The following is a 21,138-nucleotide window of genomic DNA, read 5'->3' on the forward strand; positions in this document are numbered from 1 at the left end:
GTTATTATGATGTGTATAACAATGTTACAAAAAATAATATCATAGAATTCAAGAATTGCTACGTGCTAAAAAAGGCAAAATGCTGTTTATAAGAATAAATGGCAAACACTCAACCAATTTCTATTTGTAAATCAGGTGAAGTCAAACCTATAAAAAATTTGGGAGTGTTCACACGCGTCAAGAAAGGTAATTTTTTTTAAAAAAATATCTTAAATTATTAATCAAAAGCTACCTTACTCTACACTTCTGCCATTTTCTCTAATTTAAGCTACAGCACCAGCAAGAACTTTTTAACTTGCCAAACAGGTACAGATTTAAAACCCTAAAAACCATTTAAGCAGTTAAAAACTCAGTATAGTTTGAGTTTGATCAATTTCAACATTACTAAGTGTTGTATTTGCCTTATACAAACAGTAACATCCTGCTGCAAGAAAAATTAATGCAGCTACAGCGAATGAAAGACACATTGCTAAATGAAACATTGTCAAACTTGCACCAACAGCAGATGCTCCAGATAATACAAAAGAAATAGAGGCGTAACTACCTTGCCTTTTACTATTGTTGCTTGCTCCTAAGAATTTTTCATATTTACTATTTAGCTCTTTATTTTTACCTTCAAATTGTTCTTGTAGATTTTCAACACGATTCTCTAGTGTGCTTTCATGTTTCTTGAGTTCGGTTGTTACCATACTCTCTAATTCACTCTGTAGTTGAGTATATTTTTCAGTGATAGTCTTTAGATTATCCTTTAATTGAGTGTGTTCTTTAGTACATTGAGTTTTAGTTAATTCTTTTCTTACACAATCTAGGCCTTGTTCTAAGTCACTGTTCCTAGAGTCAAGTTCTTCAAATTTTTCATCGTATTTTTCCTCTAGAACGTTAATTTGAGTTTGTATATCCCCAAATTTCGCAGCTGCTATTTTACTCCATTGCTGTAGAGTACCTACAACATCTGAACTACTATTTGCAGAGCTATGACTTTCTACATTATCTGCATTATCAATATGAACATCACTGCTACAATTGGGTAAGACAAGTTTAGGACTATTAAGTAATTCTAGATCACCATTAACTTGCTTACCTTCAGGCTCTTGAGATTTCTTCCTCTTAAGATCATTAATTGCCTTAATGAAGTTACTCATACTAATAGTGACTTTTCCTTCTTTAATGTTAGAATGATATATAATATCCCATGCTGTTCTATTTATTAAATTTTCTAACTCAGCTCCCGAGAAACCATCAGTTTTATCTGCAAGTTTTTTAGTATCTACTGTAACTTTCAACTTTTCATTATCTTTGAATTTTCTTATATACAAGTTCAATATATTCTCACGCTGGGTCTTATCTGGCAAAGGAATTTCAATATGATTAGAGAGACGGCCTGGCCTAATAAACGCTTTGTCTAAAACATCTTTACGATTAGTTGCAGCAATTACTGTTACACCTTCTAGTGGGTTGAAACCATCGAGCTAGATTAAAAACTGATTCACAAGGCTGTCGCATAATTGAGCATGACTAGAACTACCACCGCTACCACGTTCTGTAGCAATACAATCAATTTCATCTATAAAAACTATGCAAGGAGCATTTGCTCTTGCCTCTTTAAAAAGTTTTCTTACGTGCGCTTCACCTGCACCAATATACGATTTCAGAAATTCAGGGGCAGAAACACTAATAAACTTTGCGTTAGCTTGACATGCAATTGCACGAGCAATTTTGGTTTTACCATTTCCAGGTGGACCATAAAAAAGATAGCCTTTTTCTGGTTTGTAACCTGTCTTTTGAAGTAATGCTTTATTTTCTTCTGGAATAAAATCAAGGATCTTGTTTAGCTCCTTTCTCAAGCTTTCTGGAATTATAATCTCATCAAGTGTTGTTTTACTTTCCGATTGAGTTGGATCAAAGATTTCTATTGGAGAGCCACCTTGTTCATTTATCAAGCTCATTGTATCAAAATCTCCTTTACCTTTAATGCTAGTATTGTTATTATCTAAACGACACAAAGTAAGTTTTTTAATATTAGTTAAAGCTTTAGCTCCTTCATCACCAATTTTGTTACCAAGCAAATCAAGTTCAGTAAGGTTTATAAGATTACCATTAGCTAAAGCTTTAGCTCCTTCATCACCAATTTTATTCGATTGCAAATTAAGTGAAGTAATGTTTATAAGATTACCATTAGCTAAAGCTTTTATTTCTTCATCACCAATATCACAGATTTTTAAACTAAGCTTTGTAATATTAGGACTGCTCTGTAAAAAGCTTACTAATTCACTTACGGCTATTTTTTCAAGTAGCAACTCAAGAGAGTCGCCTTGAGCAAATTTACTAAAATTCATTTTGTTTCTTCATTAAATATATAAACATTTTAGTCTATATTTTAACAATTATCAAATTTTTTATAAATTTAATGAGAAATTATAGAAAATGCTCAGCATCACAAAAAATTTACTTTATTTTTAAGCAGAAAAACAGTACGTATCTTTGTGAGAATGAGTTGCATGATAAGGAATGGTGAAATGTTTTGTAGCAACTTTTTCGTTTCTATGATCCACTTGGCGGCAAGAATAAAGTTTTAATCATTCCATGGTTTCTGTATAATTTTCAAAACTTAATTGGTATATATGAAGGTAATAATAGGTAGCGCTAGTAAACGATTAGGAGATTCAATAGCAAGTGGTCTACATGCTCAGCTATTCCCTACTCAGGTGTCAAGATTTGCCGATGGTGAGGTAAATGTAGAAGTAGCAAATGATCTACGTAATCAAGAAGTATACGTAGTACAATCTCTTTCTTCCCCTGTAAATGATAACCTTATGGAGCTTCTGCTTACAATTGATGCAGCAAAGAGATCTGGAGCTAAGAGAATAACGGCTATTATTCCTTATTACGGATACAGTAGGCAGGATAGGGTTATTAAAAACAATAATATGCAATCTGCTTTAAGTGCTAAATTAACTGCAAATCTTGTTCAAACTGCGGGTGCAAATAGTGTTGCTGCTATTGATTTGCATTCAAGTCAAATTGAAGGTTTTTTTGATATACCAGTTACTAATCTAATCTGTTTTGAAGTATTTGTTAACTCTATATACAAGGAAAATTTGGCAATAGTTGCGCCTGATGTTGGAGCAATTGGCAGAGCTCGTGCTTTTGCAAAGATTTTAGAGGAAAAATACAAGTTGGATAATAATATTATTGTAGTAGATAAATATAGAGAAAAAGCAGGTACATCTCAGGTAATGAATGTAATCGGAGAGGTTGCAAATAAAAATTGCGTCATTGTTGATGATATAGTTGACTCTGGCGGAACATTATGTAATGCAGCCCTTGCTTTAAAAGACCGAGGAGCAAAGTCTGTAGTTTCGTGCATTACACACGGCATACTTTCAGGTAATGCAGTTGAAAAAATCTCTTCCTCTTCTCTGGATAAATTAGTAATTACGGATACTGTACTTCACAAATTCGAAAAAACTGATAAGATAAAAGTTGTTTCAATTGCAAATATTTTAATTTGCTTCATGCAAGGAGGTAAAAGTGTCAGCTAGGTCAACAGAAGATGTTATCACTTCGCTAATAGAATTTGCAAACAAGAGAAAAATAACAATTACTAGGGAAGAAATGCTTAAAACTGCACAGCTTGTGAGGATTAAGTTATCCGATGATGAGATTAAGTACTATTCTAAAGAACTGACAATGCTGGATTGGATACATGATACTTTGTTGAAAGTTAATACTGAAGGTGTTTCTCCTATGCGTTATGGCAGTATAGACAAGGACATTCATGTACGCGATGATGTTATAAATTCTCAAAACATTAAAGAAGAGATATTGTCCAATACAAAACCTGAGCATGGGTATTTCGTAGTGCCAAAGGTTATAAACGATTAAGGTAAAATAAGGCTCATATCAAATCTATAATAGATCTACCTTCAAAAATAAGACCAATCCGGTAAAGAAGCATTTGTGGGAGTGGAAACCATTTTTTGATTTTTCTTTACTAAGCCTACTAAATATAGTTTAGAGTTGCTTGGTGATTCTGTTCTTGTAAAAATGATTTCTCTACCATTTGGTAGCCATGCCGGAGATTCAATTTTATGCCCCTCTGAAAGCAGACGTTCTTCTTTGCCATCTGGCTTCATAACTCCTATGTAAAATTTTCCTGACTGAATCTTTGTAAAAGCTATCAGATCTCCTTTTGGCGACCAAACAGGCGTAGCATATCTTCCACTTCCAAAACTAATTCTTTTAGGTTTTTTACTTTTGTTAGTAAAATCGATAACGTACAGTTGCTGACTCCCACTTATATCAGAGCTAAAAGCCATATACTTTTGATCTGGAGAAAAAGAGGGAGAAGTGCTTATAGCTGAACCTTTAGTAATTTTTTTTGTTCGTTTACTACTTAAGTCTAGAGATAATATATTCGTTTCACCACCCAATGAGTGGGAAATTAAAAGAGATTTACCATCAGGAGAAAATCTTGGTGCAGAAATAACTCCTTCAAATGCGCTGATTATTGATTCAGTGTTATCTTTTAAATTTTTTAATATTATATAACTTTTACCATTTGTGTATGAGATATAAACAATACCCTTTCCATTTGGTGAGAATCTCGGTGTTGACACAAATTTATCACCATTTGTTAAGTATCTTATATTACTTCCATCTTGATTCATCACAGCAACTTTACGCACAGATTTGTAATTGCTATCTTTTTCTTCAGCAATATACGTGATTTTTGTGTTGAAGTGACCTTTCTCGCCAATTAATCTATCATGTATCACATTTGAAACAAGATGACTAATTTTCTTCCAGTCTTTTGCTGGAAAAACAACCGACTGAGTAAGCAATTCTCTTTTTGTAAAACTGTCAAATAAACGAAACGATAGCTCTAAATTTCTGTTTGATACTTCACTTAAACTTACTGTGACTATGGTATCGCTTTTCCAAGTCTCTATGCCATATTTTACATTAAATAAGCCACTATTAGATAGATTTGTTTCAATTACCTTTGTGATGCTTTCACTTAGTTTGTTTTCCACTTCTGTCTTGCATGCACATTTAGATACAACAAGATCAATATTACCAATATTGCTTTTTTTTATATCAACATATAAAACAGCTTTTGTGGTATAAGGAATAAATAACGAAATAAATAACACCAACTGAACGAATAGCTTCATTAGATTTCTTGCATTACTTTCTGTCATCTCAGCAAATAGTTTATTTTTGAAGTTAAACTGCACGACAATAGAGTAAATCAATTTCTGATGTCATTCCAGTGCTTGACACTGGAATGACATCAGAAATTTTGCAAGTAAGCGCACTGAGATGGCAAACATAAAAGTAGCTGTTTTATGCTAAAACAAACGTCTTTGACAAGGTTGCATGAAAAACTGGATCCCAGTGTCTGGGCACTGGGATAACATTCTCCTGGTGGAGATTGCTCTAAAACTACAATGTTCGTGCAGTTGTATGCCTGGGCATTGGGATGACACCCTTCTGGTAGACTCAAATCACAATGTTCGTATAGTTGTGTGATTTGACACTGATTTGTTTTTACGGATTCCAGTATTGCGTGCTGAAATAACATCAAAGAATACATTGTTAACTTCTTACTCAAATAATGGTTAAAAAAAGAGGTATATTTCTATACCTGTTCTATCTGGACTTCAATTATAGGTCTTTTTAGTAAATATTCCTTTAAGATACTAAATATTGAACTTTCAATCTTATTTCTTATTTTTTTTATCGGTTGTGGGCTAAATGCTGACTCAACCTTCTCTATGATCTTTTGCATAATGGCTGCATCTTCTTGCGCTTCGAAAACACCTGGTGCAAATACTTTTGGCTTAGCAAGCAATTTATTTTTCTTGTTTACGACTGCTGTCACTACGATAACTCCAGCATCTCTCATTTTCTTACGCATTTTTATAACACTGCACTCCGGATGACGCAGCAACATACCATCAATACCAAAGTAGTCAACATCGATTGAATCAACTTTTTCTCCGTTCTTCAAATTAACAATATCACCTGGTGCAATCATTATTGCTTTTTTCACACCGCACTCTTTAGCGAACTTTACATGTGCATCCGTATGAATATACTCACCATGAACCGGAATAGACATCTTAGGTTTTATCAAAGAGTACATTTCCCTTAGCTCTGCTTTTACTGGATGTCCGGAAGCGTGAACATTCTCTGTTTTTTCAATAACAACTTCTACTCCCATCTCAATAAAGGCATTGAGCATGTTATGTGCACGAGTTTCATTGCCAGGAATGATTTTTGACGAAAAAATCATTGTATCACCTTGCTGCATTTTAAATGCTTGATGACTCTTATTAGCAAGCCTTGAGGTTGCTGCCAGTGGCTCACCTTGACAACCTGTGCAAAGTAGCACCAGTTCTTCCCTTGGAAAATTTACTGCTTCCTTTGCTTCTAGAAACTCAGGAGAATCAGTTAAATAACCACTATCTTGAGCAACTTTCACTATTCTCCACAAGGATCTACCAAGTAAAACCACCTTCCTATTTAGTGCTTGTGCAGCTTTAGCGATAGTCTCAATTCGCGCCACATTTGAAGCAAATAGCGACACAGCAACCAATTTTTTAGACCGCTTTATTATGTTATAAATATTATTATAAATTTCACCTTCTGACTCAGGGTGATGCTTGCTTAATATATTGGTTGAATCGCAAATTGCTGCAAGCAGGTCACCTTTATCGCCAATTTCTTTTAGACGCTCTATATTAGAAGTTAATCCAACAACAGGTTTTGGATCAAATTTCCAGTCTCCAGTATGAAGCGCACTACCTACTTCAGTGCTAATTAATATTGAATTTGCCTCAGGAATTGAATGAGTTATGTTTATAAATTCAACAGTGAAAGGACCAAAATTTATACTGCCATTTATGTCCACCTCTTTCATAGGCACTATACCTTCCAATCGAAATTCCTTTAGTTTCTCCTTGAGAAAATTAACCGTAAACTTTGTTGTATATATGGGACATTGCAACTCTTCCCACAGATGAGGTACTGCACCACAGTGATCCTCATGTGCATGTGTAATTATTATTCCAAGCAAATCTTTTTTTCTTTGAGCAATAAAATCTATATCAGCAATGAGCAGCTCAACACCTGGCATAGTTTCATCTGCAAAACCAACACCAAGGTCGATCATAATCCACTTGCCTTGGTAATGATATAGGCTAACATTCATCCCGATTCTTCCTACTCCTCCAAGTGGAAGAAATAAAAACTCATTTTTGTTTATGTTCATTAATTTTAAATTATTAAAATGTGAGGATAGCAAAACTTCGACCTTAAATAAAGAAATTTATCACTTTTGCATAACTTTAAGAAATCTTTTTACTAAAAGAGAAGGCTTTCAAATTGCTAAAAAGAATTAAGTGTAAATAGCTATTTCTTTATGTCATCTAACAGATTTCTCATTTTTTTTTTACTTTTCCAAAAAATCCTTCGGATTGTTGCACACTTGCATTTTCTTCTTCAAGCGCTTTTAATAGCTCAATTTGCTTTTGAGTTAAATTCTTTGGATTTAAAGTCTCAACTATTACTTGTACGTATAAATCGCCACGAATATGTGAGTTCATATATGGCATACCTTTTTCCCTATAACGTAGTTTAGTACCGGTTTGAGTGCCTTCAGGGACCTTTACTTTTATTTTAGTTCCATCAATTGATTGGACATCAATTTCACCGCCAAGTACTGCTAGTGTCATTCTTATAGGCACTTTACAGTGTAAATCTGCTCTATTGCGAGTAAAGATTTGATGAGGAGCTATTTTCACACATACATATAAATTTCCGCTTTTTCCACCTCTTGTTCCAGCTTCTCCTTTACCGCTTACCCTTACTTTAGCTCCCTCTTCTATGCCCTTTGGAATTGAAACGGATATATTTATTTCATCTCTTTTACGTCCATTCCCACCGCATTTCTTACACTTATTTTGTATTAATTCTCCTTCTCCATAGCATGTAGTGCACGTCCTTTCAATGGTAAAAAAGCCTTGTTGAGCCCTAATCCTACCGCTTCCCTGGCATGTGTGGCACTGAGCTGGTTTTATTGCTCCTTCGCTACCTGTGCCTTGACATGTATTACATTTTACATTTGTTACATAAAGTATAGGTGCTTGTATTCCTTTAAACGCCTCTTCTAAGGTAATTTCAAGGTCGTAGCGCAGATCTGCTCCAGATATTCCTGTCGTACTTCTTTTTGCTCTTGACCTACTTGTACCACCACCGAATCCCCCACCAAAAAAATCATTAAATATATCGCTAAAATCCCCTCCAGCTTGGCTGAAATCAAATCCACTAGAAGCACCTTCATGACCATAACGATCATAACCTGCTCTTTTTTCAGAATCGGATAGAACTTCATATGCAGCTGTTACTTCTTTAAATTTTTCCTCTGCTTCCTTATTACCAGGATTTCTATCAGGGTGATATTTTAATGCTAATTTTTTATATGCTTTTTTTATCTCATCAACACTAGCATTTCTGCTCACCTCTAGCAGATCATAGTAGTCTTTTTTGCTCATATGTAATAGTTCAGTATTTAGCCTTTAAAGATAGGTATTGCATATATCAATTTCAAGTATGACTCCTATTTCCTATAAAATATGGTGCACCCTGAGCGACTTGAACGCCCGACCTTTTGATCCGTAGTCAAATGCTCTAATCCAACTGAGCTAAGGGTGCTTGCACAAAATTGACTTTAACAGGTTTTGTAGTTTAGTTCAATTGATTTGGCTAAAAATAAAACCTTTACCATACATGAAACTTATAAAAAACTGCATTAGCTCTCTTGAGAAGAATTTTGAAATTCCAGCCACTTTAATTTTATGATTAACTTAGATATAACAAGTTATGTAGAAATCTTAAAATATTTCTTATTTATTAAGCAGAATAAATACATTCCTGTAAATAAGCAGATACTCAATATCGATGCATAAGAAAATTTAAAAGTTAAATCTCGAATATATATTGATAAACATTTACCTGAAGAAAATCTGTATAGTAGCCCAACACACACAACGGTACTATCAATAATTGATGCTATAATTAAAGTAACAAAATTTGCCATATGAAAATTCAACTTGGACTTTAGTTCTTCAAAAATAATTATGCTTGAGAGAAGAGAGACTAAAATTGCAGTATATAAAACCAATATCATCAAACTAAAATTTTGTAATTTAAAAAGACAACATATCACTGTACATGCTATTAAGCTGTACGTAGCTTTGCTTCTACCATAAAATTCAACCATTGAGTTGACAACTAAAGCAGCTCCCACAAATAAAGCAGCACATATCATTAATTTATTTGAAGCGTTGAGTAAAGAAAGACTGATAAACAAGAGTATCGATAAAATAGACATGGTTACCTACCCAGAAATAATATACGTTTATTCTAAGTAAACATTACGTATAGTAAAAGAGTTATTAAGCATAATACAAAAAATATTTTATATTATGCTACGATAACTGCTTCCTAAATCTTTCAGATCTACTTTTAAGATATCCTTTATGTTTAGAAATTTCTCTTCTGTCACTTTGCCAATACATGAAAAAACTATACCTTTAAACAATTTTTCAAACTTCCGCTGATTTTGCGGAGCAATGGTTACTAATATTCTACTTTGCGATTCAGAAAACATTATTATCTTGTTTATTAGATCTATATTCTGTGTTTTTCCTACTTTCACTATTGAAAGATCAACTTCAGCACCAAGATTACCTGCAATTAGCGATTTTGCCAAAGCAACAGCCAATCCTCCCAAATTTGGTGCAATTGCAGAGGCAATTATGCCATCTTTTATTGCCAAGTTGTAGAGCTCATACAACTTCTTGGCTTTTTTTGCATCTACTTTTGGTACGTTGTTATTACCTATTCCACTATATAACTGATATTCAGACCTACCAAGTTCATCGAGTGTTTCTCCAAGCACGTATATTAAGTCTCCTGGTATTTTCACATCAAGCGATACTGCATTTTCAATATTTTCTATAATTCCAATTGCTGAAATGAGTAACGAAGGTGGTGCAGATATCATCACTTTCTCGCCATTTTCATCATATCCCTTGAAGTCATTGAACATACTGTCTTTTCCTGATATGAATGGCGTTTTAAATGCAGTTGCATAATCATAACAAGCCTCCGCAGCTCTCTTTAGTTGCCAAAGCCTTTCTGGATTGTAAGCATCACACCAGCAAAAATTGTCGAGCAACGCCAAGTGATTTATATTTCCTCCTGCAGCTACATAGTTGCGTATTGCGATGTCAATCGCGCATGCTGCCATATGGTAAGTGTCAATTTCTCCATAACTTGAGCCAAACCCCTGTGATTTCACAACACCTTTGTTTGAAGAAAGAACCGGCCTTGAAACAATTGCTTCGCTGCACACTCTTCCCTTGCCCTGCAATGGTTTCAGCACTGACGAGCCCTGAACTTCATGATCGTATTGTGCCACTATGAACTCTTTGCTGTATATGTTTGATCTGCTCAGCATTTCTTTTAGCTCAGTCTCTTGATTTATTGTATTGCGTGTTGGAATGACAGCAGGCTCCTTAGAATACGGCTTTGTCTGTAAATGCATTTTAGGGTTGCCATCATGCAAAAACTCAGTTTCCATATCCATTATTACTTTCCCTTTTGGACATTTAACAATAGCTTTACCACTATTGCTGAACTCTCCAATTACGCTGACTTCCACATCATGTTTTTTCATAATCTGCTTGAACATAAGGAGATTTTCTTTCGGCACTGCTAAGGTCATTCTCTCTTGTGATTCTGATATCCATATTTCCCATGGAGCCATATCATCGTTTTTAAGTAGAACCTTGCTTAGATCAACTTCAAATCCATCTTTTCCCATTTCACCTATAGAAGATGACAGCCCTCCTGCTCCGTTATCTGTTATTGCATTGTAAAGACTGAGGTCTCTTGCTTCTATAACTGCATTGGACAATTTTTTTTGCGTTATAGGATCACCAATTTGCACAACTGTTGAAGGGCTGCTTCCTGACAGCGCCTCTGAGGAAAATGTTGCGCCGTGAATGCCATCCTTTCCAACTCTTCCGCCAATAATTACAATTTTATCGCCATTTTTGGGTTCTTTTATGTGTGAAGGTGCATTATTTATATTGCGTGGAATGATCCCGACGCTTCCAACAAAAACTAACGGCTTTCCACAGAACCTATCATCAAAATATATCGATCCAAGTTGCGTTGGAATACCAGAGCAATTACCAGCAACATTAACGCCATGGATCACTTTTTTCATTATATATTTTGGCGGTAAGATTTCATCAGTGCGCTCTTTGTCTCTATAAAGTTTGCCTTTTGCTTCTTTGGTAAAGCAAAAATAATAAGTGTTCATTATAGGTTCTGCACCTTTGCCGAAACCTACTATATCGCGATTAACTCCAAGCACTCCAGTCATTGCTCCACCAAATGGATCAAGAGCTGAAGGACTATTGTGGGTTTCAACTTTGTCTACAATCAAGTAATTGTCATCGAAGATTATTCCTCCTGCGTTGTCGGAGAAAACTGATACACATATGTCAGAATTTATCTCACGCGTTGCACGCTTAATATAATGTGCATATAAGCCATCTTTTATTTCATCAATAGAAGAGCAAAAGATGTTGTGCTTACAATGTTCAGACCAAGTCTGTGCAAGAGACTCAAGTTCAATATCATATGGATTCCTACCGAGCTTTTTAAAGTAATCCTTTATAGCTTTCATTGCTATCAGAGAGAGCCCTAAAGTGCCATTACCATCGATTCCATCTCTGCTGATTTTTTCAAGCTCTTGGTCACTCACGTTGAGGTCAACAGACTTAGTACTATCCTCTGTCATCCCAACCCTACCTTCTGTCATTCCAGTGCTTGACACTGGAATCCAGTTTGCATTATACAATTGCTTGAAATTTTCTGGATCCCAGTGTCGGGGCACTGGGATGACACCAGATGTTGTATTCGATTTACCATAATATTTCCGGCTGTAGTTCTTGCAGATAAGTGTACAATACTCAGTAATAGGGTTGAACTCTTGTTTTATATCGTCTTCAGTTGCTTGACTTAGAATCAATTTTGAACTTCTTGCTTTTATATGAACATCTTCATCGACATAGCCTTTGCTTATTAAATACTCTCTAACAATTTGTTTCGCTGTGTTGCCTACATTGTCGGTAATGCCAGGTAAGAAGCTTATCTCCAAGCCCCACTTTGCTTGTGGTTCTATGAAGTCATATTGAACTTCTTCAAGATCTTCATTGTAGAAATAATAACGGCAGTCTTGTATGACTTTATTATAAAATAGCCCACAAATTTCTTCATGTAATTTTGATGGTAATTTTTTGCTTATGTAAATCGAGTAAACATTAACTACTCTTTTGTGGCCAACTTGCTCACATTTATTTAAAACTTCTATTCTGATAGTCATGTAATGTCATGAAAGATTTTAATATATAATAGCATAAGAAACTGCAAGCACATTTATATTTTAGATAATTTCTGTACAATAAAGCATCGTGCTAATAGTCATTTTTCATGGGAAAAGTTTTTACCATTAACGTAGATGCATCCTTTTTCGATGTGCTAGTCCAGCATATATTTTCTGGATATGAAAGAAAAGAAATTCCTGAAATAAAGATCATACTTCCCTGCAAGAGGGATGTGATAGCATTACTGAGTGCATTCAAGAGTTGCAGCGCTATAATTTTGCCAGAGATAGTTTCACTAGAGAATATTGATGAAGAAGATTTAATATTAAATCTTGATAGAGTTAAAGTTATCAACCCAACAAAGAGAATGCTGCTATTGATTCAATTCATATTGAAGTGGAATAAAAAAAACAATGATAATTTTCCAATCGATCTAGCTTGCAGTTTGCCATCATTGCTTCAATATACCCAAATAGCGGATTATTATCAGCTCGATGAGCACTCAAAGAAAATGGAGAATTTCATAAATTTACTTATTGAAACATGGAGTAAAATTTTAAAAGATTTAGGAGTAGTAGATATATTAGAACATAAGAGTGATTACATAAACAATATGATAATCTCTTTACAAGAAGACCAACATATAATCTTTGTTGGAATTGGAAAGGATAAGTCGTTAATTAAGGCTATATATGACCTGCCGTTTGGAAAAATAATTTTGCCTAATCTGAATTTGAAAATTAAAGAGAAAGACTGGAAATTGCTTGATAAAAAACACTATCAATATTGTCTGAGAGATCTGCTCGATTATTTAAATGTGGATAGAAGGGATGTTAGCTGCTTGAACACTATAGAGAATGAAATAACTGACTATGTCTTTGATACAACTGCCGATCTAAGCAAAGTTAGTAATGGACATATTGGCAATATTGAAGTCATCACTTGCGATTCCAGAGAGGAAGAAGCGCAAGTGACGTCACTGATTATAGAGAATGAAGGTTACGAAAATGTTTCTTTGTTTGTCTTTGATAAATTACTTGCAGCTCGTATGGCGTGCACCATATCGAAAAACTATTCTTGTATAACGCTCCTATTTTACAGCATTGAAGTTTTGACCTCAAATTGGAACAGTGTGGCGCTGCTTTCGCTACTAAAACATAGTCTAGTGACTTTTGGTTACACTCAAGAAGAATACACTTGTATTTTGTCTGAGTTTGAGATAGAAGTATTGCGTAGCTTCAGTACAAACGGTCTGAGCGATATTATAAATGCTATCAATGCTCATAGAAAGCTAAAATATAAAGAAGATATATTAATTATTATCAATAGCTTAAAAGCTATACTTAATTCTCTACTTAATCTTATAAATCACCCTATTTCTGATATAGTAGCAGCTCATTTGCAGTGTATTAATGTGCTTTCTAATGTGAATTTTTCAGAGCTAAATGGTGAAATAGGTAATTTTACTCGTGATTTCTTGAACGCATGCGAAGGTATAGCAATTGATTGTTCCTTGGAGTTGTATAGTAAAATTCTGATATTATTTTTAAAAAGAAAGTTTTTTTCTCCAGAAAATAACTGCTATAAATTTAGCTTATATCACAATAAAGTTGTAATACTTGCTGGATTTAATGATATACCAAATTTCCAGAATCCGTTTTTGAATGCACTGACTAGAGAAAAATTCAACCTTCCTTCTGTGCAAGAAGAGCAAGGGTATTTTTTGTATACTTTGCGCAATTTATTTGGTGCTGGTAAGGTTTATATTACGAGGCTAATGAGTGATAGAAAATCAATTCTATTGCGCCGTTTGGAGGTTCTGTTACAAGAACCAAAATATCCTTACCGCGATTGGCTAAGAATATTAAATACACCTGAGTGCATTGTTCCATGTACTCAGCCTATGCCAAAACCTCAAACTGAAGTTAGGCAAGCAAAAATGCAGGTAATGTCTTGCAGCGCAATAGAAAAGCTAATTCGTAATCCTTATTCATTTTACGTTGAATATATACTGGGCCTTAAACAATTAAGAGACTTAAATTTCAAGCCATCGATATTGGAATTTGGCACTATGGTACACAACATTCTTGCAAGATATTTACGTGACAAAAAATTCCCAATGAGTGTTGCACGAGAAGTATTCTCGTCTAGTCAGTTCCACTTTTCAAATATATGGTGGGTAAGACTGCAAAGGGTAATTCAATCTTTTGTCGAATTTGATGAAGTGAGAAACAATCATGTCGAGTTAGAGAAGGAGTTTTCTTATCCAATATTTCATGATCAGTGTCAAGCTACTCGAGTGACAGAAGAAATTTCACTGACAGCAAGATGCGATCGACTTGAGTATCTACCAAGTGGACAAGTAGCAATTATAGACTATAAACTTGGTTCACCCCCTTCCAATGAAGAAGTTATGTCAGGATTTTTTCCGCAGTTAATTTTACAAGCTTTAGCAGTGGAGTACACAACAAAAAAAGAAGTCTCGGAGCTTGCTTATTGGAAACTTGATTATGATAAAATAAAGGTTATTGCTTTGAAAGATTATAGACAAAAAATGCACGAATTTCAGAATATTCTACCAAATTTCTTATCTAATTATTTAAGAGATACTACTCCCTTCATTGCCTCTCCGTATTTCAATAAATTCCTAAGATTTAACAGCTACAAGCAACTAGAAAGGATAGAAGAATGGTTGTAACTAATTTAGCACTTAAGGCAGATTGCATATTATTGTTTTTAATAACCCTATCCTGCCTACTATATTCATAATAAGGAACAATTGCTGTACTCTCTTGACCTCTTTGCTGCATCAATTGTAAGCAAAAGCTCAATAAGATTATCATTTACAGGTGGAGAAATACGCATACTTCTTGATTATGTAGACCATTTGCTACTTCTACATTTACCTTACCATCGGCAAATCTTAACACCCGAGTAGGGAATAGTTGAACATTTAGCCCACTCGCTATTGAATTTTCTAGTCCTTTACTAGCACCGCCTATTATTGCTTTCATATATACTCATTGAGTTTTTAAAACTATACAGAAATCATGGAATGATTGAAGCTTTATTCTACTAAATAATCTTCCTCCTGGATGGTTGTGAGCTGATGTTATTGATCTTGCTAACGCTTTTTTAGACAAGGTCAAACCAAAGCTTTTTAAGGTAGCACCTTTATAGTTTTCGCGTCCAATAAAAATTCTTGCATAGCCTAAAATGTAGTGCTAATATTAGTATAGTAATACAAATAGGTAGTGAGGAATAATAAGCAAATAACTAAGGCCGGGTTTGATACTCGCAGTTACTCCTAATGCAACTAAATTTAACTACAAAGGTTAACATAAAAGGAGTTCTGATAGCTTAGTCACTCCTAAAGTAGATGTATTACCAGGGCAATGTAGTAAAGGGGGTGTACTATGTCAACAAAATTCCTGATATTAAAAAACATATTAGCAGAGCTGAAAAGAAAAAATAGCATTACTGTTTTAGAAGAATACTATCAGGGCAAATGGGAGTTTTATGACTCGTTAATGGATTTGGCAAATGATGAAAAAGCGTATAAAGACCTTATAGAATTAGCAAATCAGGCAAAAAAAGCTGTAAGTAAGTATTTTAGAAGGAAAGACATAGAGCTTCAAGCTTTTTATGTAGGGACTGAAGATGCTAATAGAGTGTTAAACATTAACCTTACTAATTACAATAGAAGTGAGCCAATAAGAATTAGCGATATCTTGCAGCAAGAAAGGGATATTAGCGAGTTGAATATCTATTGCGATAAAAAGCATAACATATACGCTTATCGAAAAGGTAAGGAAAGACATTATGAATTTAAAGAGGACGCATATTATGAAATGACAAGCACTTGGCCTGTGCAGGACAAGCATGGGAAAACTTTTACCTGTACTATGGTTATGAATGTAAGTAGTTCTGGTATAACTGAAGTATTGCAGTTTAATGGTAAAGATTTTGAATCGCCACCTAAGGAGTTTTGGAAATTAATAAGACAAAATGAGGAATTATATATTCAAGGCCTCTCTCTACATGATGCTGTAAAAGCATTATTGGCAAAGAATAAAAATGCTTCAGCTGTTAGTAATCTGCAAAATAACGAACATAGCCAAGACGAAAAGCTGAAAGACCTTGAAAATGATATTAAAAACAGCTCTATTCTTTCTCTCATCGGCAACAACGTATCAACTCAAACAGAGATTAATCCACAGCAGATTGCAACTCAGGTGATTCATCCAATTGCAATTCAAACAGAAGTTAATTTACAGCACACTGAAACTCAGACAGAAGTTGCTGTGCAGCACGTTGAAACTCAAACGGGAATTGGCTCTCAACAAGCTGAAATTCAGAATTTGCAAGAAGTTGCAATTCAAGCAGAAGTTAATCTGCGAGAAGCTGCAGTGCAAACAGAAGTTAACTCACAACAATTAGATCAAAAGCTTACAAAGGCTGAGCAAGAAACTAGAGAATTAAACGAGCAGAGGAACCATTTACAATATAGGCTCGATGAGGCTAAGCAAAAAAATGTGGAGTTAGAGAAGCATAATAGTGATTTACAGAATGAACTTGGAGAAGAGAAGCAAAAAAACGTAAAATTGCAAATTGGACTAACACAAAAAGATGAGAAGCTAGAAAATATATCAACAGAGCTGCAAGAAAAAGCGCAAGAACTTGAAAGTGTTCATGAAGAAAAGAAAGATCTAAAGATAAAGCAGGAAGTTGCTAATGCAGAAAAAAAAGAGTTGATAAGTAAGTCAAGAAAATTGCACGAGGAATTAAATCAACTGAGAGAAGAAAAGTATAGTTTCGAAGACAAATTTGATCAATTAGAACTCCGTATTAATAGTACAAAAGAAAGCAGTAAACAGCAAATATCAGATTTGGAAGGAGAGTTATTATCACTAAAAGAAGAAAATCAAATGTTAAGCAATTGTGCAGCAAAGCAAATGAAATCAGAACAGAAACTCATAAAGGCTAAGCAAAAAATTAAAGAATTAGAAAAGCAGTGCAATGATTTACAAGTTGAGTATGAAGAAAAAGAACGAAAACTTGAGAAAGAAATGAGTAAAACACACGAACGAATAACTCAGCTTATGGAACAAGAGCAAAAAATCCAAGAAATTTATGGAAAAAATAATGAACTGGAAAAAAAGGTAGAGGAACTGAAGAAAAAGCTAAAAATTGCTAATTCAGAACAAGAGAAGCTGAAAAGTAAATTGAACCAGTTTGAAAAAGAGGAAGAGATAGAGGAAGCAGAACACATGATAAGTGCAAGGGATAAATGTATAGCGAGTTATAAATCTAAAATACAAAACTTAGAAAATGAGCATAACGCACATTTGGAATTTGATGAACAAGAGACAGATCAGCTAACGTGGGAATTTGAAGGGTTAAAGAATGAGCTAGAGCTTAAAGATGAGCAGATTAAGAGAATAAGAGAGCAGTTACGGCAGGAGATAGAAGAAGAAATAACAAATGAATATCATCCATTACTGGAATTAAAGTTTAAAGAATATGACAATAAGATTGAGGAATTGATGCAAATAGTTGCAAATAAAGTTCAGGAAATTGAAAGAATAAATAAAGAAAGAAAAGAGCTAAACGGTAAAGTGCAATACTTAAATAGCCAAGTAGAAATGTTAAGTTCAGTGAGTAATCAACTATTTATTAATAAACAGGAGGCTTTGTGTAGTCATTCAAAAACGTTTTATCACCTTACAGAAAAAATTGATGATTCAGAAAAAAAATCTAGATCTTCAAGCTTTAATAGCGTATTTAATAGCGATGATGATGATCACTGTAGTTCACCTCTAGGTCCCATCAGCAGTACCTCAAATGTGTGTATTAATAAGCTGAGACAATTGTAGTTGAGTTAATGCCCATAGTGATAGCAGTGGCAGTTACATACAAGATCTAGTATTGAAATGGATGGAGTTTGGAAGATAATAGGCAGTTGACACTGAAACCCAATATGATTTACATATGTAGTGTCAAGTACTAGAAGGAGGAAATATGGATAAAAAAGTTAGAATAGAATCAGATAGCTTAGGAGAAGTAAAAGTACTAAGTGAACATTACTGGGGAGCGCAGACTCAACGTTCTTTGGAAAATTTCAAAATTGGCACAGAGAAAATGCCGGAGCCTCTGATTAAAGCGTTAGCAATAGTAAAACTTGCAGCAGCACATGTTAACATGAAGCAGGGTAGCATAGATAGTAGGGTAGGGGACGCAATCTGCACAGCTGCAAAGGAAATAATAGACGGTAAATTCAATAACGAATTCCCGCTTGTTGTTTGGCAAACAGGGTCTGGAACGCAGACCAATATGAATATAAATGAAGTGATCAGCAATCGTGCAATAGAGATTTTAGGCGGTGATTTGGGTAGTAAATCTCCAGTGCATCCAAACGACCATGTGAATTATGGTCAATCATCAAATGATACTTTTCCGACAGCAATGCATATAGCAGTAGCAGAGCAAATAAACCGCTTGCTTATTCCCAATCTTGAGGAATTATATAAAGCGCTAAATAATAAGGTTCAGGAATTTAAAGATATAATAAAAGTAGGACGTACTCATCTGCAAGATGCAACTCCTCTAACACTTGGACAGGAATTTTCTGGCTATACGGTTCAGATTAAAAAGGGAATAGAGAGAGTAAAGTCAACTAACGTATATGAACTTGCACAAGGTGGCACTGCGGTTGGCACGGGACTCAATACTAAAAAAGGCTTTGCCGAGGATTTTGCTAAAGAAGTGGCAGGAATCACCAATCTTCCGTTTATTTCAGCAAAAAATAAGTTTGAAGCGCTAGCAGCAAATGATGCTTTGGTTGAGCTCAGTGGAGCACTCAATACAGTAGCAGTCAGTTTGATGAAAATTGCAAATGATATAAGGTTACTTGGTTCTGGTCCAAGATGCGGAGTTGGAGAAATAATGCTACCAGAAAATGAGCCTGGCTCTTCAATCATGCCAGGTAAAGTGAATCCAACTCAATGTGAAGCAGTAACTATGGTATGTGCTCAAGTTATGGGAAATCATGTTGCTGTGACAATTGGCGGCTCAAATGGTCACTTTGAATTGAATGTGTTTAAGCCAGTGATAATTTACAATGTTTTACAGTCTATAAGACTTTTAGCTGATGCAAGTTTAAATTTCGCAGAAAGATGCGTAGTTGGTATTAAAGCAAACAAAGAAAGAATAAAGGATTTACTGAATCAGTCGTTAATGTTGGTCACTATATTAAATACACATATAGGATACGATAATGCAACAAAAATAGCTAAACTTGCTTATAAAGAGGACATCACTCTAAAAGAAGCAGTGGTAAAACTTCAGCTACTCACTGAGGAAGAATTTGAAAGGATAGTGAAACCAGAAAAGATGATAAATCATTAGTGCCTGCTCCTCTATTCTTTCGTCTGCTAGATCTAGAGTATAAGTATCGTAGATACTGCTAAAGAAAAAGCCGGGAATGTTCAAAAAAGTGTGTCAAGCCTCCATTTTTTATATCAATTTATTACTTTTTTTTCAGTTTGACACACTTTTTTGAACCATACGCGTCAAGTTAAGGAAAAGTGGCATAAGAAAGAAGAAAAGCGGTAAAAATTATTTTAGATATTAAACGATAAAATTAGTAATTTACAGACTCTTTTAAAAAAATTATCTTATTTTAGATCAAAACTTCTCAAAAAAATAAATATAACAAATAAGATACCTATCTCAAATGGTTGCTATATTGGGCGTATTCTCTTAACTTGACGCGTATGCTTTTTTAAACATTCCCAAGAAACTTGGGATGAAGCTTATTCTGACATTTATGTAATAAAGGATATAGATGAATTTGCATGGTAGTATAGTAAGCTTCAGGGTTTAGCAAAATTGTTGGACTGCTTTTTATTTATATCGCTTAAGGTTAATATTTTTTATCATTGGCCTTAAGCCTTTTTTCTCAGGAACGCAACATTAAAATGTTAAATAATCTGACTGCATATCTGCAAATTCTTTCCGTGAGCTCCAATTCTAGCGATTCTGTTTTAAACAACAAAATTATAGTGTTTACTGGTAAGCTACGTGCTATGAGTAGAGGAGAGGCAAAATAAAGCTCTGGGGGCAAAGATCAGTTCAAAGTCTTATGTCCCCCAACTTTTGCAGTTATTAATTCACTTGCAAGTTATTTAAACAGAATACACATGACATCCAATAACGATGATAACCTATATTATAACACTTCGAGATCCGTAGAATAGGGCTGGCTAAGGTTCTCGTACATTCCTGTATGCTGAGAACATAAAAGCTCTTTTGATTCTATCCCTAAATCCTCAAGCATTTGCTCCTGTTCAGCTATAAGTTCTAGTAGTCCTATTCCTCCACTTTGACTTATTTCACTTCGTTCAAGACACATAAGTTCTTTTAACTCTGCTATGTCCTCTCTAGAAAGCTGATTTTTTTCAGAAAAAGTTGCTTCACTCATATAGTCCTCTTTAATTGATAAAAAAGTACTTTATACAATGAAATAACTAAGATAATCTAAATTCTTGTGTCATATTTACAACTCAGTATAGTTATATGGTACATTTCAGATAAGGATTTAGTACTCTGGCTATATTTCTCTAAACGCAGCACATAATTCAGCAAGCACTTATTTACCAAAAAATAG

Annotated in this window: 13 protein-coding genes, 1 tRNA gene and 2 pseudogenes; 6 read left to right on the top strand and 10 right to left on the bottom strand. The window is 34.5% G+C overall.

Annotated elements, in window-relative coordinates; all coding sequences use genetic code 11:
- Positions 1-341: 341 nt before the first annotated feature.
- A pseudogene (locus tag ABLO99_RS08650) lies at positions 342-2,336 on the bottom strand (AAA family ATPase).
- 285 nt (positions 2,337-2,621) lie between these two features.
- On the opposite strand from ABLO99_RS08650, the gene ABLO99_RS03265 reads away from it, so the two are divergent.
- A complete protein-coding gene (locus ABLO99_RS03265) occupies positions 2,622-3,542 on the top strand; it encodes a ribose-phosphate diphosphokinase (protein WP_047758688.1) in 921 nt (306 codons plus the stop codon).
- Positions 3,532-3,885, top strand: coding sequence for an Asp-tRNA(Asn)/Glu-tRNA(Gln) amidotransferase subunit GatC (gene gatC / locus ABLO99_RS03270; protein ID WP_047758689.1), 354 nt, complete (start codon positions 3,532-3,534; stop codon positions 3,883-3,885). Before ABLO99_RS03265 ends, gatC begins: the two co-directional genes overlap by 11 nt.
- A 41-nt stretch (positions 3,886-3,926) precedes the next feature.
- Here gatC and ABLO99_RS03275 read toward each other — a convergent pair whose 3' ends face one another.
- From ABLO99_RS03275 to ABLO99_RS03300, 6 genes are all read right to left on the bottom strand, one after another.
- Entirely contained in the window at positions 3,927-5,177 is a 1,251-nt protein-coding gene (locus ABLO99_RS03275; protein ID WP_349968443.1) for a protein TolB, read from the bottom strand.
- Positions 5,178-5,644: 467 nt separating this feature from the next.
- Complete coding sequence (locus tag ABLO99_RS03280) at positions 5,645-7,279, bottom strand: ribonuclease J (RefSeq protein WP_047758690.1); 1,635 nt, start codon at positions 7,277-7,279, stop codon at positions 5,645-5,647.
- A gap of 169 nt (positions 7,280-7,448) precedes the next feature.
- Positions 7,449-8,561: a molecular chaperone DnaJ gene (gene dnaJ, locus ABLO99_RS03285; protein ID WP_047758691.1), complete on the bottom strand. Its 1,113-nt coding sequence runs from the start codon at positions 8,559-8,561 to the stop codon at positions 7,449-7,451.
- Positions 8,562-8,643: 82 nt separating this feature from the next.
- A tRNA-Arg gene (locus ABLO99_RS03290) sits at positions 8,644-8,721 on the bottom strand.
- A 166-nt stretch (positions 8,722-8,887) separates the two neighbouring features.
- Positions 8,888-9,400 (bottom strand): membrane protein, encoded by a 513-nt coding sequence (locus tag ABLO99_RS03295; protein WP_047758692.1) that lies wholly within the window; start codon positions 9,398-9,400, stop codon positions 8,888-8,890.
- An 87-nt stretch (positions 9,401-9,487) separates the two neighbouring features.
- On the bottom strand, positions 9,488-12,469 hold the full coding sequence (locus ABLO99_RS03300; RefSeq protein ID WP_349968256.1) for an AIR synthase-related protein: 2,982 nt from the start codon (positions 12,467-12,469) through the stop codon (positions 9,488-9,490).
- A gap of 107 nt (positions 12,470-12,576) precedes the next feature.
- On the opposite strand from ABLO99_RS03300, the gene ABLO99_RS03305 reads away from it, so the two are divergent.
- Positions 12,577-15,168, top strand: coding sequence for a PD-(D/E)XK nuclease family protein (locus tag ABLO99_RS03305; RefSeq protein WP_349968257.1), 2,592 nt, complete (start codon positions 12,577-12,579; stop codon positions 15,166-15,168).
- Here the strand turns inward: ABLO99_RS03305 and ABLO99_RS08655 are convergent.
- A complete protein-coding gene (locus tag ABLO99_RS08655; protein ID WP_410543403.1) occupies positions 15,125-15,313 on the bottom strand; it encodes a ribose-phosphate pyrophosphokinase-like domain-containing protein in 189 nt (62 codons plus the stop codon). The two genes, ABLO99_RS03305 and ABLO99_RS08655, sit on opposite strands and share 44 nt — an antisense overlap.
- Positions 15,314-15,484 carry a ribose-phosphate pyrophosphokinase-like domain-containing protein gene (locus ABLO99_RS08660; RefSeq protein ID WP_238580331.1) on the bottom strand — a complete coding sequence of 57 codons (171 nt, stop codon included), beginning with the start codon at positions 15,482-15,484 and terminating at the stop codon, positions 15,314-15,316. It lies immediately after the preceding gene.
- A 402-nt stretch (positions 15,485-15,886) separates the two neighbouring features.
- Between ABLO99_RS08660 and ABLO99_RS03315 the strand changes: the two genes are divergently transcribed.
- The 3 genes and pseudogenes from ABLO99_RS03315 to ABLO99_RS08665 all read left to right on the top strand — a co-directional run.
- The gene (locus tag ABLO99_RS03315; RefSeq protein ID WP_349968259.1) at positions 15,887-18,346 is read left to right on the top strand and encodes a hypothetical protein; all 2,460 of its coding nucleotides are present in this window, start codon (positions 15,887-15,889) and stop codon (positions 18,344-18,346) included.
- Between the two features lie 145 nt (positions 18,347-18,491).
- A complete protein-coding gene (fumC, locus tag ABLO99_RS03320; protein WP_349968261.1) occupies positions 18,492-19,877 on the top strand; it encodes a class II fumarate hydratase in 1,386 nt (461 codons plus the stop codon).
- Positions 19,878-20,419: 542 nt separating this feature from the next.
- Positions 20,420-20,606 (top strand): annotated as a pseudogene (locus ABLO99_RS08665) (hypothetical protein); the annotation flags it as partial.
- A 94-nt stretch (positions 20,607-20,700) separates the two neighbouring features.
- Here ABLO99_RS08665 and ABLO99_RS03325 read toward each other — a convergent pair.
- Positions 20,701-20,952: a hypothetical protein gene (locus ABLO99_RS03325; protein WP_349968262.1), complete on the bottom strand. Its 252-nt coding sequence runs from the start codon at positions 20,950-20,952 to the stop codon at positions 20,701-20,703.
- Positions 20,953-21,138 lie beyond the last annotated feature (186 nt).

The sequence above is a fragment of the Wolbachia endosymbiont of Armadillidium arcangelii genome, assembly GCF_040207875.1.
Classification (GTDB): domain Bacteria; phylum Pseudomonadota; class Alphaproteobacteria; order Rickettsiales; family Anaplasmataceae; genus Wolbachia.

Excerpts from the sequence above, each read along its gene's own strand:
- fumC (WP_349968261.1), top strand. The coding sequence starts at position 18,492 with ATGGATAAAAAAGTTAGAATAGAATCAGATAGCTTAGGAGAAGTAAAA.
- ABLO99_RS03315 (WP_349968259.1), top strand. The coding sequence starts at position 15,887 with ATGTCAACAAAATTCCTGATATTAAAAAACATATTAGCAGAGCTGAAA.
- ABLO99_RS03305 (WP_349968257.1), top strand. The coding sequence starts at position 12,577 with ATGGGAAAAGTTTTTACCATTAACGTAGATGCATCCTTTTTCGATGTG.
- ABLO99_RS03325 (WP_349968262.1), bottom strand. The coding sequence starts at position 20,952 with ATGAGTGAAGCAACTTTTTCTGAAAAAAATCAGCTTTCTAGAGAGGAC.
- ABLO99_RS03265 (WP_047758688.1), top strand. The coding sequence starts at position 2,622 with ATGAAGGTAATAATAGGTAGCGCTAGTAAACGATTAGGAGATTCAATA.
- ABLO99_RS03275 (WP_349968443.1), bottom strand. The coding sequence starts at position 5,177 with ATGAAGCTATTCGTTCAGTTGGTGTTATTTATTTCGTTATTTATTCCT.
- ABLO99_RS03300 (WP_349968256.1), bottom strand. The coding sequence starts at position 12,469 with ATGACTATCAGAATAGAAGTTTTAAATAAATGTGAGCAAGTTGGCCAC.
- ABLO99_RS08660 (WP_238580331.1), bottom strand. The coding sequence starts at position 15,484 with ATGAAAGCAATAATAGGCGGTGCTAGTAAAGGACTAGAAAATTCAATA.
- dnaJ (WP_047758691.1), bottom strand. The coding sequence starts at position 8,561 with ATGAGCAAAAAAGACTACTATGATCTGCTAGAGGTGAGCAGAAATGCT.
- ABLO99_RS03280 (WP_047758690.1), bottom strand. The coding sequence starts at position 7,279 with ATGAACATAAACAAAAATGAGTTTTTATTTCTTCCACTTGGAGGAGTA.
- ABLO99_RS08655 (WP_410543403.1), bottom strand. The coding sequence starts at position 15,313 with ATGATAATCTTATTGAGCTTTTGCTTACAATTGATGCAGCAAAGAGGT.
- ABLO99_RS03295 (WP_047758692.1), bottom strand. The coding sequence starts at position 9,400 with ATGTCTATTTTATCGATACTCTTGTTTATCAGTCTTTCTTTACTCAAC.